The 18027-nt window shown below is 31.3% G+C and carries 15 protein-coding genes; all 15 read left to right on the top strand.

The window, feature by feature from the left end:
* Positions 1-13: 13 nt before the first annotated feature.
* The 15 genes from RT99_RS16795 (at position 14) to RT99_RS16870 (ending at position 18010) form a co-directional block, all read left to right on the top strand.
* Positions 14-379: a CoA-binding protein gene (locus RT99_RS16795; RefSeq protein ID WP_042565887.1), complete on the top strand. Its 366-nt coding sequence runs from the start codon at positions 14-16 to the stop codon at positions 377-379.
* Between the two features lie 176 nt (positions 380-555).
* A complete protein-coding gene (gene recR / locus RT99_RS16800) occupies positions 556-1176 on the top strand; it encodes a recombination mediator RecR (protein ID WP_042565888.1) in 621 nt (206 codons plus the stop codon).
* Between the two features lie 71 nt (positions 1177-1247).
* Complete coding sequence (locus tag RT99_RS16805; RefSeq protein ID WP_042565889.1) at positions 1248-2042, top strand: polysaccharide biosynthesis/export family protein; 795 nt, start codon at positions 1248-1250, stop codon at positions 2040-2042.
* 14 nt (positions 2043-2056) lie between these two features.
* Positions 2057-4498, top strand: a complete 2442-nt coding sequence (locus tag RT99_RS16810) for a polysaccharide biosynthesis tyrosine autokinase (protein ID WP_042565890.1) — start codon at positions 2057-2059, stop codon at positions 4496-4498.
* 9 nt (positions 4499-4507) lie between these two features.
* The gene (locus tag RT99_RS16815; RefSeq protein WP_042565891.1) at positions 4508-5491 is read left to right on the top strand and encodes an SDR family oxidoreductase; all 984 of its coding nucleotides are present in this window, start codon (positions 4508-4510) and stop codon (positions 5489-5491) included.
* 26 nt (positions 5492-5517) lie between these two features.
* Entirely contained in the window at positions 5518-6909 is a 1392-nt protein-coding gene (locus tag RT99_RS16820; protein ID WP_042565892.1) for a UDP-glucose 6-dehydrogenase, read from the top strand.
* Positions 6910-6982: 73 nt separating this feature from the next.
* Positions 6983-7447 carry a UpxY family transcription antiterminator gene (locus tag RT99_RS16825; protein WP_042565893.1) on the top strand — a complete coding sequence of 155 codons (465 nt, stop codon included), beginning with the start codon at positions 6983-6985 and terminating at the stop codon, positions 7445-7447.
* A 302-nt stretch (positions 7448-7749) separates the two neighbouring features.
* Entirely contained in the window at positions 7750-9033 is a 1284-nt protein-coding gene (locus tag RT99_RS16835; RefSeq protein WP_042565895.1) for a nucleotide sugar dehydrogenase, read from the top strand.
* Between the two features lie 31 nt (positions 9034-9064).
* On the top strand, positions 9065-10072 hold the full coding sequence (locus RT99_RS16840; RefSeq protein WP_042565896.1) for a mannose-1-phosphate guanylyltransferase: 1008 nt from the start codon (positions 9065-9067) through the stop codon (positions 10070-10072).
* Positions 10073-10085: 13 nt separating this feature from the next.
* Positions 10086-11132: a dTDP-glucose 4,6-dehydratase gene (rfbB, locus tag RT99_RS16845; RefSeq protein ID WP_042565897.1), complete on the top strand. Its 1047-nt coding sequence runs from the start codon at positions 10086-10088 to the stop codon at positions 11130-11132.
* A 51-nt stretch (positions 11133-11183) separates the two neighbouring features.
* A complete protein-coding gene (locus RT99_RS16850) occupies positions 11184-13703 on the top strand; it encodes an SLBB domain-containing protein (RefSeq protein WP_042565898.1) in 2520 nt (839 codons plus the stop codon).
* Positions 13704-13711: 8 nt separating this feature from the next.
* Positions 13712-14785, top strand: a complete 1074-nt coding sequence (locus RT99_RS16855) for a Wzz/FepE/Etk N-terminal domain-containing protein (protein ID WP_042565899.1) — start codon at positions 13712-13714, stop codon at positions 14783-14785.
* 76 nt (positions 14786-14861) lie between these two features.
* Positions 14862-16292: a lipopolysaccharide biosynthesis protein gene (locus tag RT99_RS16860; protein WP_042565900.1), complete on the top strand. Its 1431-nt coding sequence runs from the start codon at positions 14862-14864 to the stop codon at positions 16290-16292.
* The gene (locus RT99_RS16865; RefSeq protein ID WP_042565901.1) at positions 16292-17374 is read left to right on the top strand and encodes a DegT/DnrJ/EryC1/StrS aminotransferase family protein; all 1083 of its coding nucleotides are present in this window, start codon (positions 16292-16294) and stop codon (positions 17372-17374) included. The genes RT99_RS16860 and RT99_RS16865 overlap by 1 nt, the downstream gene beginning before the upstream one ends.
* Positions 17375-17377: 3 nt before the next feature.
* Positions 17378-18010, top strand: a complete 633-nt coding sequence (locus tag RT99_RS16870) for an acetyltransferase (RefSeq protein WP_042565902.1) — start codon at positions 17378-17380, stop codon at positions 18008-18010.
* The last annotated feature ends 17 nt before the right edge of the window (positions 18011-18027 follow it).

The raw sequence follows: 18027 nt of genomic DNA on the forward strand, positions 1-18027 counted from the left end.
ATATTTTAAAATGATGAAAAATAAGAAAACTTTAGTTCTGGGGGCTACTACAAAACCAGATCGATACGCATATAGAGCTATAAATATGTTGGTTCAAAAAGGACATACTGTTTTAGCAATTGGTCAAAATACCGGTGAAGTAGCCGGTGTAAAAATTCAAACCAAAGCCATTCCGGTTAAAAATATAGACACAGTAACTTTGTATTTAAATCCTACGCGTCAGCGTGATTATTACAATTACATAATCGAAGCTCAGCCAAAAAGAGTTGTTTTTAATCCAGGAACTGAAAATCCTGAATTATATCAGTTGCTTGAGTTGAATGATATTAAGGGAGAAGTTGCTTGTACTTTGGTTTTATTAGCTACAAATCAATATTAATTTTCCGGATTGTCCAGTTTAGTTCAAATCCTTTTTTATTCTGTTCAATAATAAAAAAGGATTTGATTTATAATTTAAGTAAAAAAAACTCTTAGTAGTATATTTGCTCTTTAAAACACAGTGAATTTAGTTGTCCCCAAGTCTACTAAACCATTAAAAGTATTACTTTTGTCGTTATGGAATTTTCATCAAAGTTAATAGAAAAAGCGGTTAACGAAATGTCGCAATTACCAGGTATTGGTAAGCGTACGGCATTACGATTGGTTTTGCATTTGCTAAAGCAACCAAAGGAGCAAACTGGTTTTTTATCTCAGGCATTGCTTAATATGCGTGAGGATATTAAGTTTTGTAGAAGCTGTCATAATATTTCTGATACAACAGTTTGCGAAATCTGTGCTAATTCAGCCAGAAACCATCAGACGATTTGTGTCGTAGAAGATATTAGAGATGTGATGGCAATCGAAAATACAGGACAATATAAAGGAATTTATCACGTACTCGGAGGAAAAATTTCTCCAATTGAAGGTGTTGGGCCTGGGCAATTAAATATTTCAAGTTTAGTAGAAAAAGTGAAAGCCGGAAAAGTAATTGAAATTATTTTTGCGCTAAGTTCTACTATGGAAGGCGATACAACTAATTTTTATATCTATAAACAAATTGCAGAATCTGAAATTGTGATTTCGACAATTGCAAGAGGAATATCTGTTGGAGACGAATTAGAATATGCTGATGAAATTACACTTGGAAGAAGTATTTTACACAGAGTACCATTCGAAAAAACTTTTAAAAACAACTAAATAAAACCAAACAAAAGTTAGATTTCCTGAAGATTAAAGGAAAAGCTATATTTGCGACTAAATTTTAAATAATGACAAGAAAAGGCTTTTATATATTGCTGTTAATTAGCACACTTTTTACGTCTTGTATTCCAATAAAAGATTTGGTGTATTTACAAGATAAAAATACTTCAGCAGAACAAAATACAATTGCTGCAGTCGAATCTAAACCTTATAGATTGCAAGTTAATGATATTATTAGTATCGATATAAAAGCAATTGATCCTAAACTTGTTACTATTTTTAATTCAACCGAATCGGCTTCAGGAACTACAGCAAAATCAGAATCATCACTATATTTCAATGGTTTTACGGTAGATGATCATGGGAATATCCGTATGCCAATTTTGGGTGAAATAAATGTAATTGGATTTACAATCGAGGAAGTAAGAGTTAAAATTGAAAAAAAGTTACTTGAAGAATATTTTAAAAGTGATGCGAATATTTTTGTGACTGTCAAATTAGCGGGTTTTCGATATACGATTAATGGAGAAGTAGGAAGTACTGGAACTAAAACACTATTTCAGCAACATGTAAATATTATGGAAGCTATTGCAAACGCTGGAGACATTACGACTGTTGGAAATAGAAGAGCGGTAACAGTAATTCGTCAAACACCAACGGGAGTTCAAATGAACGACCTTGATCTTACAGATGTAAATGTGATGAAATCTCCATATTATTATCTACAGCCTAATGATTACATTTATGTAAAACCACTAAGACAAAAAACATGGGGAACAGGACAAACCGGAATACAATCAATTGGTACAATTATAACCTTGTTGTCATTAGCAACGACGGTTTATTTGATTCTGAAAAATTAAACTAAATTCAAAAAATGTTAGATATAAAAGATTTTTCGATTTTTGAAAATCATTCAAATTTTGATTTTAAAGGGTTTTTATTGAAAATTGCCAGTTATTGGAAATGGTTTCTCGCTAGTTTAATAATTGCATTTACAATTGCATATCAGGTAAATATTCGAAAAGAGAAAATTTACGCAATGCAAACGATGATTTCTATTAAAGAAGAGAGTAATCCTTTTTTTACTTCAAATACTAGTTTGGTCTTTAACTGGGGAGGAATATCTGATCAGGTAAATGGGATTTCGACTATATTGCAATCAAGATCACATAATGAATTAGTTGTAAGTAAGTTGCAATTTTATATTGATTATTTGAAACAAGGAAAATATAATTTGACCGATGCATACGGAGCAGTTCCTTTTTATCTAAATATTGATAAATCAAAAGGTCAGCTTGCAAATACTTTAATTGGTATTAAGTTTTTAAGTGAAAATGTATATGAAATTCGAATTCCGTTTGAAAATTCTTCAGTTTCAGTAGTAGACTACACGACCAATACTTATTCGAATACAAATGTACAGCCTGCAGAATTTGTAAAAAGGTATAAAGTGGGAGAACAGGTTACATTGCCTTTTTTAAATTGGAAGTTACAAATCAATGATAATCCCGGTTTTTATAAAGGAAATGAATACTTTGTAAGATTCAATGATTTTAATGGCACAGTATCAAAATACAGAGGTATAAATATTGATTCTGACGATAAAGGAGGTTCTATATTGACTTTAAGTATGCAGGGTACAAACAAAGCCCGAATGGTAGAATATCTAAATGCTACCGTAAGAATGTTGATAAAAATTCAGCTTGACGGAAAAAATCAATTTGCAAACAATACAATACGATTTATAGATAGCACGCTTGTGGCCATGGAAGGGCAATTGAAGCAAACCGGAAATGAATTAAAAACCTTCAGAAAAGATAAGAATGTTTATGATATAGAAGCCGGAGGTGCAAAGTTCTCAGATCAAATAATGAATTTTGATGTAGAGAGAGATCAAATTTCCAGAAAAATAGCATATTATAATTCATTAAAAACTTATTTGAATAACAGTGTCGATTATTCCAGGCTTCCGGCCCCGTCAGTTGCTGGAATTGAAGATCCAAATATTGTTGCCAATGTGTCAAAAATAATAGCACTTTCTACTCAAAGATCAGAGATGGCTTATGCAGTAAAAAGCGATAAGATTTTTAAAGATTTTGATAACCAAATGCGTGCTGTTAAAGATGTTTTATTAGAAAATATAGGTACAGCAAAATCTTCATTGTTGTACGATTTATCTATGGTGAATGCCAAAATTGGACAGGCAGAAAGTACAGTTAAAAAGTTACCGGAAGAACAGCAGGAATTATTGAAGATTAAAAGAAAATATGATTTAAATGATAATATTTATACTGAATTTCTTCAAAAGCGCAATGAAGCAGAAATTGTAAAAGCTTCCAATTTATCAGATATACATTTTATTGATCCAGCCAAAGATATTGGAGGTGGTTTAATTGGACCCAAAACTTCTGTAAATTATGTATTGGCTTTATTTTTGGGGATCTTAATTCCTTTGCTATTCGTTTTTGGAATTTTCTTCATTAATAATTCAATTCAAAATACTGAAGACATTAATAAATTGACTCAGATTCCACTTATTGGAGTAATTGGAGTAAATAAGGATAATGTTAATTTAGCAGTATTTGATAAGCCAAAATCTGCACTTTCTGAGTCTTTTAGAGCTATTCGTTCTTCATTGCAATTTTTGTACAAAAAACAGCAGGTAAGTGGTTCAAAAACGTTAATGATCACTTCATCTATAAGTGGAGAAGGAAAAACATTTTGCTCTATAAATATTGCTACTATTTTCGCTTTAAGCGAAAAGAAAACTGTTATTATTGGTTTAGATTTGAGAAAACCCAGATTAGCTGATGAGTTTAATTTGAGTAATCAGACAGGAGTTGTAAATTATTTAATTAAACAAAAAACGTTGAGTGAAATTATTAATCCAACAGAAATTCCTAATCTTGATGTTATACTTTCCGGCCCTATTCCACCTAACCCGTCTGAACTTATTATAAGTGAAGCTATGAAAGAGTTGATAGAAGAGCTAAAACAAAAATATGATTATATTATTTTAGACACTCCGCCGGTTGGTCTTGTTTCCGATGCTTTAGAATTGGTTCAGTATGCAGATGTAACATTGTATATTGTTAGACAAAATTATACTAAAAAAGATATGATCACGTTGTTGAATACTAGAGTAAAAAGAGGAGAGCTAAATAATACAAGTATTGTTTTGAATGGATATGAGAATAAAGCAAAATATGGAACTGCTTACGGGTACGGTTATGGAGTATATTCTAATGGTTATCACGAAGAAGAAGTAAAGCCAGGTTTTATAAAGTCTCTTTCTAATAAATTCAATAAAAAATAAATTCAATAAATGGAAGCATCAACTCAATATAAAATTTTGATTACGGGTGGAGCGGGTTTTATTGGTTCAAATTTATGTGAGTATTTTCTAAAATCAGGTCATAAAGTAATTTGTTTAGATAATTTTTCGACAGGTCACCGTCATAATTTAAAAGATATTTTAAATCATCCTGATTTTAAATTGATTGAAGGAGATATACGAAATATAGAAGATTGTGTTTTGTCTGTAAAAGATGTTGATTACGTTTTGCATCAGGCAGCTTTAGGTTCTGTGCCAAGGTCTATAAATGATCCTATAACTACAAATGATGTTAATGTTTCAGGATTTCTTAATATGTTGGTCGCTTCACGCGATGCAAAAATTAAACGTTTTATTTATGCGGCAAGTTCCTCAACTTATGGGGATTCTCAAGGATTACCAAAAGTAGAAGATGTTATAGGGAAGCCTTTATCGCCATACGCAATTACGAAATATGTAAATGAATTATATGCGGAGATTTTTAGTAAAACGTATGGTTTAGAAACTATTGGATTACGTTATTTTAATGTTTTTGGAAGAAAACAGGATCCAAATGGTGCTTATGCTGCAGTAATTCCTAAATTTGTAATGCAATTCATGCATTATGAAAGTCCGGTAATTAATGGCGATGGAAATTATTCTCGCGATTTTACGTATATTGATAATGTAATTCAGATGAATGAATTAGCTATGACAAGTCAAAATCCGGAAGCTATAAACACTGTTTATAATACAGCATATGGTGATCGAAATACATTAAATGATCTGGTTGGGTATTTAAAAAAATATTTAGCTGAATTTGATTCAAAAATAGCAGATGTTGAAGTTGTTTATGGAGTAAACAGAGTGGGGGATATTCCACATTCATTAGCAAGTATCGATAAAGCAAAAAATATATTAGGTTACAATCCAAAATATTCGCTGCAGGATGGGTTAAAAGAAGCAGTAAATTGGTATTGGAATAATTTGAAATAAATCAAGGATAACATAATAAGAAATAAATGAAAATCACAAAAATTTGTTGTATTGGAGCTGGTTATGTTGGAGGGCCAACAATGGCAGTAATTGCGCAAAAATGCCCTCATATTCAAGTGACTGTTGTTGATTTGAATGAACAAAGAATTAAAGATTGGAATGATCCAAATACAGAAAATATACCTATTTACGAACCTGGACTTTCAGAAATTGTAGCTGAAGCTAGAGGAAGAAATCTTTTTTTCTCCACAGAAGTTGAAAAAGCAATCGATGAAGCTGAAGTTATCTTTATTTCAGTAAATACGCCAACCAAAACTTATGGAAAAGGAAAAGGAATGGCTGCGGATCTTAAATATATTGAATTATGTGCAAGGCAAATTGCAAAAGTTGCCAAGCAAAATAAGATTGTTGTAGAGAAATCTACTTTGCCAGTTCGAACTGCCGAGGCGATAAAAAGTATTCTGGATAATACTGGAAATAGAGTTCAATTTCAGATTCTATCAAATCCTGAATTTTTAGCCGAAGGAACAGCTGTTTCAGATTTATTAAATCCAGACAGAATTTTAATCGGTGGAGATACAACACCTGAAGGCGAAGCTGCGATTAATTCTTTAGTTGACGTTTACGCTAATTGGGTAAGTAGAGATAAAATATTGACTACAAATGTATGGTCATCAGAGTTGTCAAAACTGACAGCAAATGCTTTTTTAGCTCAACGTATTTCTTCAATAAATGCAATGTCTGAACTATGTGAAAAAACCGGAGCAGATGTAAGCGAGGTTGCCAGAGCAATTGGAATGGATAGTAGAATCGGTCCTAAGTTTTTAAAAGCATCAGTGGGATTTGGAGGTTCATGTTTTCAAAAAGATATTCTTAATCTGGTTTATATCGCTAAATCTTATGGATTACATGAGGTTGCAGATTATTGGGAACAAGTAATTATTATGAATGATCATCAAAAAAGAAGATTTTCAAATAAAATTGTTCAGACGCTATACAACACCGTTGCAGATAAAAAAATTACTTTTTTAGGTTGGGCTTTCAAAAAAGACACCAATGATACACGTGAGTCTGCGGCTATATATGTAGCAGACGATTTGATCAATGAACAAGCGAAAATTTCAGTTTATGATCCGAAAGTTTCAAGAAATAAAATGCTAAATGATTTAAATTATTTAGAAACAAGATCAGTTGAAGAAAACAACTCAGCAGTTTTAACGTTTGATGATGCTTATAATGCTTGCAATGGATCACATGCAATTGCAATTCTTACTGAATGGGATGAATTTGCAGCTTATGATTGGAAGAAAATTTACGATTCAATGCATAAACCGGCTTTTGTTTTTGATGGAAGAAATATATTAAATGGTAAAGAATTAGAAGCAATTGGGTTTATTTATAATGGAATAGGTTCTTAATTGAAGATTAAAGTTAATCTGAAATTTAAATAGTAATAATAATAAGAGCTGGATTTTCAATATAGAAAAAATTATGAATTGGTATGTTATTTATACTAAACCCAAATGGGAGAAAAAGGTTGCAGAAAGACTACTTGAAATTGGAATTGAATCTTACTGTCCTGTCATTACTCAAATAAAGCAATGGTCAGACAGAAAAAAGAAAGTTGAAGTGCCGCTTTTTAATTCTTATGTATTTGTTAAGTTGTTGGAAAGTGAGCGAAATTCTGTTTTTCAAATTTCGGGTGTAGTTCGATATTTGTTTTGGTTAGGAAAACCTGCAATTGTAAGAGATGAAGAGATTAATATTATAAAGAAAAGTTTATCATCTCCTAATTTAAGTGATGTTTCAGTAACTTCAATTCAGGTTGGTGATCGTATAACGTTAGAAACAGGAGCTTTTAGTAATCAGGATGCGATAGTAAAAGAAGTTTCTAATACGCATTATATTTTAGTTTTGGAATCTTTAGGATGTGTTCTAAAAATAAAATATAAATAATTTTAGGATACAATCAGCATCAAATAATAAGAATAAGAGAGCAAAAATCACTTTTTGTGTGATATTTGCTCTCTTTTTTCTTGTAAAAAAAAACGTTGGCATCTGATTTGTAAAGATTTGAAAAGCCGTTATTTTTTTTATTCTGTTTCTTTTGTAGTTCTGTAAGAAACTCATTGAATAAATTGAGTGAATGTGTTATATTTGCCAAAAAATGATTCTAGAGTATCTGTGTCCAATATTTGTGACTCAGAGTAGCGAAGCTATGAGTTGTAATGATCAAAATTGATAAAAGATAAGAAAAAATGGATGAAAACATAAAAATTGCCATTATAGGTTTGGGTTATGTTGGTCTTCCTTTAGCGAGACTATTTGCTACTAAATATCCAGTTGTGGGTTTTGATATAAATGAATCAAGAGTAGCTACTTTAAAATCAGGTACCGATACAACTTTAGAAGTGGATGATGAGACTTTACAAAAGGTCTTAGTTGCTAATCCTAATAATGAAAATGGATTGTATTGCACAACTACTTTAAGTGATATTGCAGATTGTAATTATTTTATAATAACAGTTCCAACGCCAGTTGATAAAAATAATCGTCCAGATTTAACTCCCTTATATAAATCTAGTGAATCTGTTGGAAAAGTCTTAAAAAAGAATGATATTGTGATTTATGAATCTACTGTATATCCAGGAGTTACAGAGGAACAATGCATACCAGTTTTAGAAAGAGTTTCAGGTTTAGAATTTAATGTTGATTTCTTTGCCGGATATTCACCAGAAAGAATAAACCCGGGAGATAAGGAACATACTGTTGAGAAAATCTTAAAAGTAACGTCTGGATCAACAAAAGAAATTGGTTTAAAAGTTGATGCTCTTTACAAATCTGTCATTACAGCAGGTACACATTTAGCACCAAGTATAAAAGTTGCCGAAGCCGCAAAAGTTATTGAAAACTCACAAAGAGATATTAACATTGCTTTTGTAAATGAACTGGCTAAGATATTTAATTTGATGAATATTGATACGCAGGAAGTACTAACAGCTGCAGCGACTAAATGGAATTTTTTGCCCTTTAAACCTGGTCTGGTTGGAGGACATTGCATTGGTGTAGATCCTTATTATTTAGCACAAAGAGCGCAAGAATTTGGATATCATCCTGAAATAATTTTAGCAGGACGACGTTTGAATGATAGTATGGGCGAATACGTAGCATCGCAAGTGGTTAAATTAATGATTAAAAAGGGGATTTCAGTTAATGGAGCAAATCTTTTGATGCTTGGAATTACTTTTAAGGAAAATTGCCCTGATGTTAGAAATACCAAAATTGTAGATGTAGTAAAATCATTAAAAGAATATGGTATATCAGTTACAATATATGACCCATTAGCAAATATACAAGAAGTTAAAAAAGAATATAAATTGACGACAATAGATTCATTACCAGCAGAAAAATTTGATGCTATTGTCTTAGGTGTTGCCCATGCTGAGTTTTTAGAATTAAACTTTTCAGAGTTACAAAAATCAAATAGTTTATTATATGACGTAAAAGGAGTTTTAGGTACTATAGCCGATAATAGATTATAGAACTGAAATTCTTTTTTATACTAAAAGAAAAATGGAGAAAAATAATTCAATTATACATGTAATTTTGACGGGTGGGGTTGGTAGTAGATTATGGCCACTTTCCCGTAAGAGTCAACCTAAACAATATCTTGAGATATTTGAGAATAAATCATTATTTGAGATGACGGTTGACAGGAATAGTCATTTAGCAAGTAAGGTAATGGTTGTAGGTAATGTAGACAATCATCATTTAAGTGGTAAGGTTATGAATAAAACCAATACTGCTTATGTGAATATTGTTGAAGCTACTCCAAGAAATACAGCTGCGGCTATTGCTTTTGCTGCATTTGCATCAAATCCGGATGATATATTAATTGTAACGCCTTCTGACCATATTATTGATCGAATGGAGAATTACAATCAAGCAATTGATGAAGCAATTTCAAAAGCACAAGATGGTTATATAGTAACATTTGGAATTATTCCAACCAAGCCTGAAACGGGATATGGTTATATTGAATCAAAAGGAGATAAAGTTTTATCATTTAGAGAAAAACCTAACGAAACGACTGCAAAGGAGTTTATTGCAAAAGGAAATTTTTTATGGAATAGTGGAATGTTCTGTTTTAAGGCCGGAGTTCTTTTAGAAGAGTTAAAGCAATTTCAACCTGAAGTTTATGAGAAATCAAAAGCTGTTTGGGAAGCAAGTAAAGACGGTTTTTTAGATTTAAATTTATCTTTAGAAATACCATCAATAAGTATCGACTATGCTGTAATGGAGCGTAGTAAAAAAATAAAAGTAGTTCCAGCATCATTTTCATGGTCAGATTTAGGATCTTTTGAATCAGTTTACGATTATTTAGTTTCAAAAGGACATCATATTGATAAAAATGGAAATATGGTTATTGGAAGTGGAAAGCACACTACTTTCTTAGGGTTAAAAAACACTATTTTTGTTTATACAGATACAGCAAATTTAATTCTGCAAAAAGAAAATTCACAAGATGTTAAAGATATCTACAGCGAATTAGAGAAAATAAATTCTGATCTGCTAAATTAATTATGGAATGCAAATGAAAAAAATTCTTATAACAGGTGGTGCTGGTTTTATTGGTTCTCACGTGGTTCGTCGCTTTGTAAATAAATATCCTGAATATCAAATTTTCAATTTAGATGCTTTAACTTATGCAGGAAATCTTGAGAATATTAAAGATATTGAAAACCATGCAAACTATACTTTTGTAAAAGGAGATATTGTAGATGAATCTTTTATAAATAAACTTTTTTCAGAACATAATTTTGATGGAGTCTTGCATTTAGCCGCTGAATCTCATGTTGACCGTTCCATTGAAGATCCATTAGCATTTGTTAAAACAAATGTTATTGGAACTATGAATTTATTAAATGCTGCCAAAAATCAATGGAAAGATAGTTTTGCAGGTAAACGTTTCTATCATATTAGTACTGATGAAGTTTATGGATCACTGGGTGCAGAAGGTCTATTTACCGAAACGACTTCGTATGACCCTAATTCTCCATATTCAGCTTCAAAAGCAAGTTCAGATCATTTTGTTAGAGCTTACGGAGAAACTTATGGTCTGCCATATGTTTTAACGAATTGTTCTAATAATTATGGATCGTATCATTTTCCTGAAAAGTTGATTCCACTTTTCATAAATAATATAATTAATAACAAACCATTACCAGTTTACGGAGATGGGAATTATACTCGTGATTGGCTTTTCGTAGAAGATCATGCTATTGCAATTGATTTAGTTTTTCACGAAGGAAAAAATCATGAAACATATAATATAGGAGGATTTAATGAATGGAAAAATATTGATTTAGTAAAATTATTATGCCAGATCATGGACCAAAAATTAGGAAGAATTGAAGGGACTTCTCAAGAGTTAATTACTTATGTAAAAGACAGACCGGGCCATGATTTACGATACGCAATTGATGCTTCTAAAATTAATAAAGAATTAGGGTGGAAACCATCTGTAACTTTTGAAGAAGGATTAGAAAGAACTATTAATTGGTATTTGAATAATGAAGAATGGTTACAGAATGTAACTTCAGGTCTTTATAAAGATTATTATAAAAAACAATATTCATAAATTCAAAAAACGATTTCTTTCAACCAATCTAAAGGTTAAATTATAATTTATATGAAAAAGTTAATATACGTTCTTACATTATTTTTTATTTTACTGATGTCTTTTAATGCAAATGCTCAGGACATTATAAAATCTAAAGATTTAAGTACTGTAAAAGTAGATTATTTGTCAGATGATGAAATCGCTAGAATAATTTCTCAATTAAAAAGCAATAGTGCGACAATTGATGATGTTGAATCAATGGCCTTATCAAAAGGAATGAGCCAAAATGAATTCGATAAATTAAGAACCCGAGTGAAAGAATATGAGAAGAAAAATTTAAGCGACAAGGATAAAAAAGACAAGAATAAAAAAGATAAAGACAAAAAAGACAAGGATAAATTAAAAGATACAGACGAAGATTCAGAGTTTGGAAGAAAACAAGAAAAGATAAAAAATGAAAAAATAAAAGATTCCTTAAATGCTTTGATTTTTGGATCTGAATTATTTGACAATCCAACTTTAAGTTTTGAGCCAGATCTAAAAATGGCCACGCCAGTGAATTATGTTCTCGGACCAGGTGATAAATTGGAAGTTAGTGTCTATGGTGTTCAACAATTTGATGATACTGTTCCTGTAAACTTTGAAGGTAAAATTACAATTCAAAATGTTGGTCAAATTGCAGTAGCAGGAATGTCAATTGAAGCTGCTACGCAAAAAATAAGAGCCGCAATTGCAAGAGTGTACAGTACCGTTAGATCTGGGCAGTCTCAAGTTAGTGTAAGTTTAAGTGATATTAGAACTATTAAAGTGACAATTGTTGGAGGGAAACAACCTGGAAATTATTCTATTTCATCTCTTGCCTCTGTTTACAATGCATTGCATCTGGCAGGTGGACCAGGTAAAAATGGTAGCTATAGAAATATAGAATTAATCCGAAACAACAAAGTTTATAAAAATGTTGATATTTATAAGTTTATAGTTAAAGGAGATCAATCGGATAATGTAAATTTAAGAGATAACGATGTAATTAGAATTCCTGCCTATACTGAAAGAGTAGTAGTTGAAGGAGAAGTAAAAAGGCCGGGAATTTTCGAGATGAAAAAAGGGGAAACATTTTCTGATTTACTAAATTTCGCTTCTGGATTTAATGAATTCGCTTACACAGCATCAGTAAATGTTTTGCAAAAAACAGGTAAAGAGTTTAAAGTTCATGACATAAATGAAAGTGAATTTAGTTCTTATTTGCCTAAATCAGGAGATGTCTTTAAAGTTACAAAAATCTTAAACCGATTTGAAAATCGTATTAAAATTGAAGGAGCAGTTTTTAGACCGGATTATTATTCATATAGTGAAGGAATGAGAATTTCAGATCTTATTACAAGAGCTGAAGGGATTAAAGAAGATGCTTATACGAAACGAGCAAGAATTATTCGATTAAAAACAGATTTAACTACAGAAATTGTAAATGTTGATTTAAGTGCCGCCTTGTCAGGGGATTTAAATTCTGACATTGAGCTAAAAAGAGAAGATATTGTTACAGTTTATTCCATACTTGATTTTAGAGAAGAATATAAAATTACTATAGATGGAGAAGTAAAAAACCCAGGAGAATATGAATATTTTGATAATTTAACCTTAAACGACCTAGTTGTACAAGTTGGTGGATTAACAGGTTCAGCTTCAAAAAGAGTAGAGATTGCAAGAATGGTAAAATCTGATGCAATTGACGACAGCGATCCAAAACGTATCGAACTAGTAGAACTTGAAATCACTGCTGACAATAATGAACAAATTAAAAATTTTGTTTTAAAACCTTTTGATGTTATTAATATCAGAAGAATGGCAGTTTATGAAAAGCCTGAAATGGTTAAAGTTAGTGGGGCAGTAACTTATCCAGGTAAGTATGTACTCGCTAATAAAAGGGAAACAGTTTACAATGTTGTAATGAGAGCTGGAGGATTAACATCAATTGCTAATTTAGATGGTATGAAAATTAAAAGACCAATTAAGGAAGAGCAGATCGAGCAGTTAGAAACTGTAAATCTTAATCTTGATAAAAAACAAATTGCAGAAGATGGAAAAGAACTGAAAGAATCAAATTTAAAAGAAAAGGATACGCTAAGTTCTAAATTATCTAAAAAACTTAGGGATGAATTAAAATTTGCGACGATTCCTGTCAACTGGGAAAAAATTGTAAAAGATAAAAATCATTATTCGAATGTTACCTTGTTTCCTGGTGATGAAATTGAAGTAGCAATATATAATGAGGGAGTGAAAGTAACAGGAAATGTATTACTAACTTCTGAAATTCCGTATAGAAGTGGAAAAGGATTTAGATATTATATCGATGCTGTTGGAGGTGTTGATTATAAAGGTTGGAAGAAAAAAGCATATATTATTTATCCAAATGGAAAGGCCTCTGTGACCGGTTCCTTTTTATTTTTTAGATCATATCCAAAAGTTACTCCGGATTCTCAAATAGTAGTGCCGGAAAAACCAGAAATGAAAAAGATGAGTGCTGGAGAATGGGCCGGTATTGGAAGTGCTCTTGCGAGTATAGCTTTATTAATTGTTACAGCTTTTAAATAAGAATTTTGATGGATAATATACCTGTTCAAAACGATGAAATATCGTTGAAAGAATTATTAATTAAAGTAAAAGAATGGCATTCTTACCTTTTATCGCAATGGAAAATTATTTTTTTAGCAGGAATAATTGGGGCTGCTTTGGGATTAACTTACTCTTTTATAAAAAAGCCAATTTATACCGCAACCTTATCATTTGTAGTGGAAGATGAGAAATCTGGTGGAGGGGGTTTAGGAAGTGCATTAGGATTAGCGAGCTCTTTTGGTTTAGACTTAGGAGGTAGTGGCGGTGGAATTTTTACTGGTTCTAATTTGACAGAACTTTTTAAGTCTAGATCGATGGTCGAAAAGACGTTATTATCTCCTGTTAATTTAAATGGAAAAAAAGTGTCATTGGCAGAAATGTATATTGAAAATAATAAATGGAGAGAGGATTGGAATAATGAACCTAAATTATCAAAAATTAAGTTTTTACCAGATGCAGATAGGCAACATTTCACTAGAATCCAAGACAGTATTATGGGAGTAATGTATAGTAATTTATCTAAGTCTGGATTATCAGTTGCTCAAAAAGATAAGAAAGTTTCCATTATTACTATTGATGTGGCATCAACTAACGAATTATTTGCAAAATATTTTTGTGAAGCTTTAGCTAAACAGGTTTCGGACTTTTATGTAGAAACTAAAAGTAAGAAAGCTAGAATGAACATGGCTGTTTTAGAACGTCAAGTTGATTCAATTAGAAGAGAACTTAATGGTGCAATAACAGGAGTTGCAGTCGCTAATGATAATACTTTTAATTTAAATCCGGCATTAAATGTTCGTCGTACTCCCTCGGCGAGAAGACAAGTTGACGTTCAGGCTAATACAGCTATACTAACAGAATTAGTCAAGCAGAGTGAGTTGGCAAAAGTCACTTTGCGTAAAGAAACACCTTTAATTCAAGTAATTGATAGACCTATTTTACCATTGGGTAAAGAACGTTTTGGGAAGTCGAAAGGATTGTTAATTGGAGGATTTTTAGCAGGGTTTCTAATAATTTTGGTATTGATTGTAAGAAGACTTTTAATACAATTATGGGATTAATAGATTTGCTAATGGCTAAAGAGGTCAATATTAAGTTTCAAATTGTAAATTTCTGTATGACCTCTAAACTTTATTTATGTCATTAAAAGGGCACGCTCTAAGTGGTTTTGTATGGTCTTTCTTGCAGCAATTTTCAGTCCAACTGATTACTTTTTCAGTTCAATTGATTTTAGCGAGAATATTACAGCCATCAGAATTTGGACTGATAGGTATGTTAACTGTTTTTATAGGTATTGGAACTGCATTGTTTGAGGGAGGTATGACGAGTTCGTTGATAAGGGTCTCAACAGTAGATACTAAAGATTATTCTACAGTTTTTTTCTTTAATTTAGGAGTTAGTGTATTGATATATTTACTTTTTTTTCTTACGGCACCCTATATAGCGTTGTTTTACAGACAACCAATGCTTACGCATATAGCAAGAGTTTATGGGCTTTCGTTTGTTTTTTTGGCTTTTGGTACGGTTCAAAATACCATTTTGATAAAGGAAATGAAATTCAAAAAACAAACGATGATTACTTTTCCTGCTTTATTAATTGGAAGTGTTGTAGGAGTTATTTTGGCTAATAATGAGTACGGGGTTTGGTCATTAGTCTACTCTATGCTGATTACAAATTTATTGACTGCTGTTTTTCTATGGTTTTCTTCTGATTGGCGGCCACAATTTATATTTGATATAGATAAATTTAAATTACATTTTCATTTTGGATACAAAATGACACTTTCTTCACTTTTAGATACCATCTTTACAAATATTTATCAAATAATAATAGGGAGATTTTATAATCCAATTTTGGTAGGCTATTATACAAGAGCCAATTCGTTAATGATGTTGCCTGTTGCGAATGTTTCGGGGGCGTTAAATAAAGTTGTTTTCCCTTTGTTTTCTAAAGTACAGGATGATATACCTGCTTTACGAGCAGCATATAAAAAAATTATGTTGGTTGTGTTATTCGTTATTACACCAATAATTGTATTGATGGCTTTATTGGCAAATCAATTAGTGGTTTTTTTGTTCACTGAAAAGTGGTTGCCTATAGTTCCAATTTTTCAAATAATTTGTTTTTCAGGAATTTTATATCCTTTGCATATGTATAATTTGTTGATTCTTCAAGTTAAAGGAAGAAGTGATTTATTTTTAAAGTTAGAGGTTATTAAGAAAGTAATATTGGTTATAATAATTGTAATTTCTATTTTTTATGGTTTTACTTCTTTATTACTTGGATATGTTATTGCCTCAATAATTGCACTTTTTATTAATACCTATTATGCAGGTTCGATGATCGATTATTCAATGAAACAACAATTGTTGGATATACTACCTATATTTGTCATTTCCATCTGTATGGGGATAGTAGTTGTTTTAGTTAATAGCAATTTGATAGTTTATAATAACATATCGAGGCTTATAATTAGTAGTAGTGCAGGCCTAATAATATATATCTTTTTGGCACTTATATTTAAATTTCAAAGTATAAGTGACGTTCGAAACATAATTAGAAAATAATGATACCAGTTACCAAACCTTTTTTACCTCCACAAAAAGAATATCAACAATTACTTGATGGAATTTGGAAGCGCCAGTGGTTGACAAATATGGGACCATTGGCAAGTGAGCTTGAGATGAAACTTAAAGAGTATCTCAAAGTAAATCATTTGTTGTATGTAACCAATGGAACTGTTGCTTTACAAATGGCTATTAAAGCTTTAAACATTACAGGTGAAATTATTACGACACCTTTTTCCTTTGTAGCAACCACTTCCACTATTGTTTGGGAGGGCTGTACGCCTATTTTTGTTGATATAGATGAGGAAAGTTTAAATATTAATGTGACTCAAATAGAGGCTGCTATCACTGAGAGGACTCAAGCTATATTGGCAACCCATGTATATGGGAATCCTTGTGATGTACAGGCGATTGATAAAATTGCCAAAAAGCACGGTCTGAAAGTAATTTATGATGGAGCTCATGCTTTTGGTGTGCAGGTAGATGGGAAATCAATATTTGAATATGGTGATATTTCAACCTGTTCTTTGCATGCGACGAAGCTTTATCATTCCATTGAAGGTGGTTTAATTATTACTAAAGATGCAGAGTTGTTGAAAAAACTGGCCTATATCCGTAATTTCGGAATCTCAGGTTTTGATTCTTTTGCTGAATTGGGTATAAACGGAAAAAATTCGGAGTTTCATGCAGCCATGGGATTGGTAAATCTGAAGTATATACAAGAAATATTTGAGAAGAGAAAAGAGTTAACAATGCATTATAATACAAAATTAAAGGGATTGAAAGCCTATCGTCCTCTTTGGCATAGTGAGTCAAGCGAAAATTATCCTTATTATCCTATAGTGATAGAAAGCGAGGAATTGCTACTGAATATAAAAAAGTTTTTGGATGGTCATGAGATTTTTACCCGTCGTTATTTTTATCCATCTTTGGCCAATACCTTACCTTATTTGGAACCCCAAGATTTGGAGGTGACAGATGCTGTTTCCAAACGAGTTTTGTGTCTTCCTTTATATTTTGATTTGACGTTGGAAGAAGTTGATTTGATTTGTCGTTTAATATTAAGAGTTCAAAATAATTAGTTTATGTTAATAATTGGGGCAAAAGGTTTTGCAAAGGAGGTTCTAGAAATATTTTGCCAAAATAACTGTTCAAAAAACATCGCTTTTTATGATGATATTAATACTGATATTGGGAATTTTTTATACGATAAATTTCCAATATTTAAAAACGAAAATCAAGTTAAGGATTTCTTTGCAAAATTTGGAAATGAATTTACTATAGGTATTGGAAATCCATTTTTAAGATATAAAATGTTTCAAAAATTCTCGAACTTAGGGGGTGTATTTTCGAATAGTATTAGTTGCCATTCTCAGATTGGTAGTTATGATGTAGAAATTGGAATAGGAACTAATATTTTGCCAAATGCAGTAATTTCTAATTCAGTAAAAATTGGAATGGGTTGTATTGTTTATTACAATGTAATTATTACTCATGACTGTAAGGTTGGTAACTTTGTGGAGTTATCTCCAAATGCTATTTTATTGGGACGTACAGATGTTGGAGATTTTTCTCACATAGGTGCTAATGCAACAATATTACCAGATATTAAAATCGGAAAAAATGTAATTGTTGGGGCAGGAGCTGTTGTTTCGAAAGATTTGCCGGACAATTGTCTAGCTGTGGGTATCCCCGCTAAAATTATTAAACAAAATTAGAGCCCTTTAATGACTAA

The organism is Flavobacterium sp. MEB061 (genome assembly GCF_000834715.1).
Lineage (GTDB): Bacteria > Bacteroidota > Bacteroidia > Flavobacteriales > Flavobacteriaceae > Flavobacterium > Flavobacterium pectinovorum.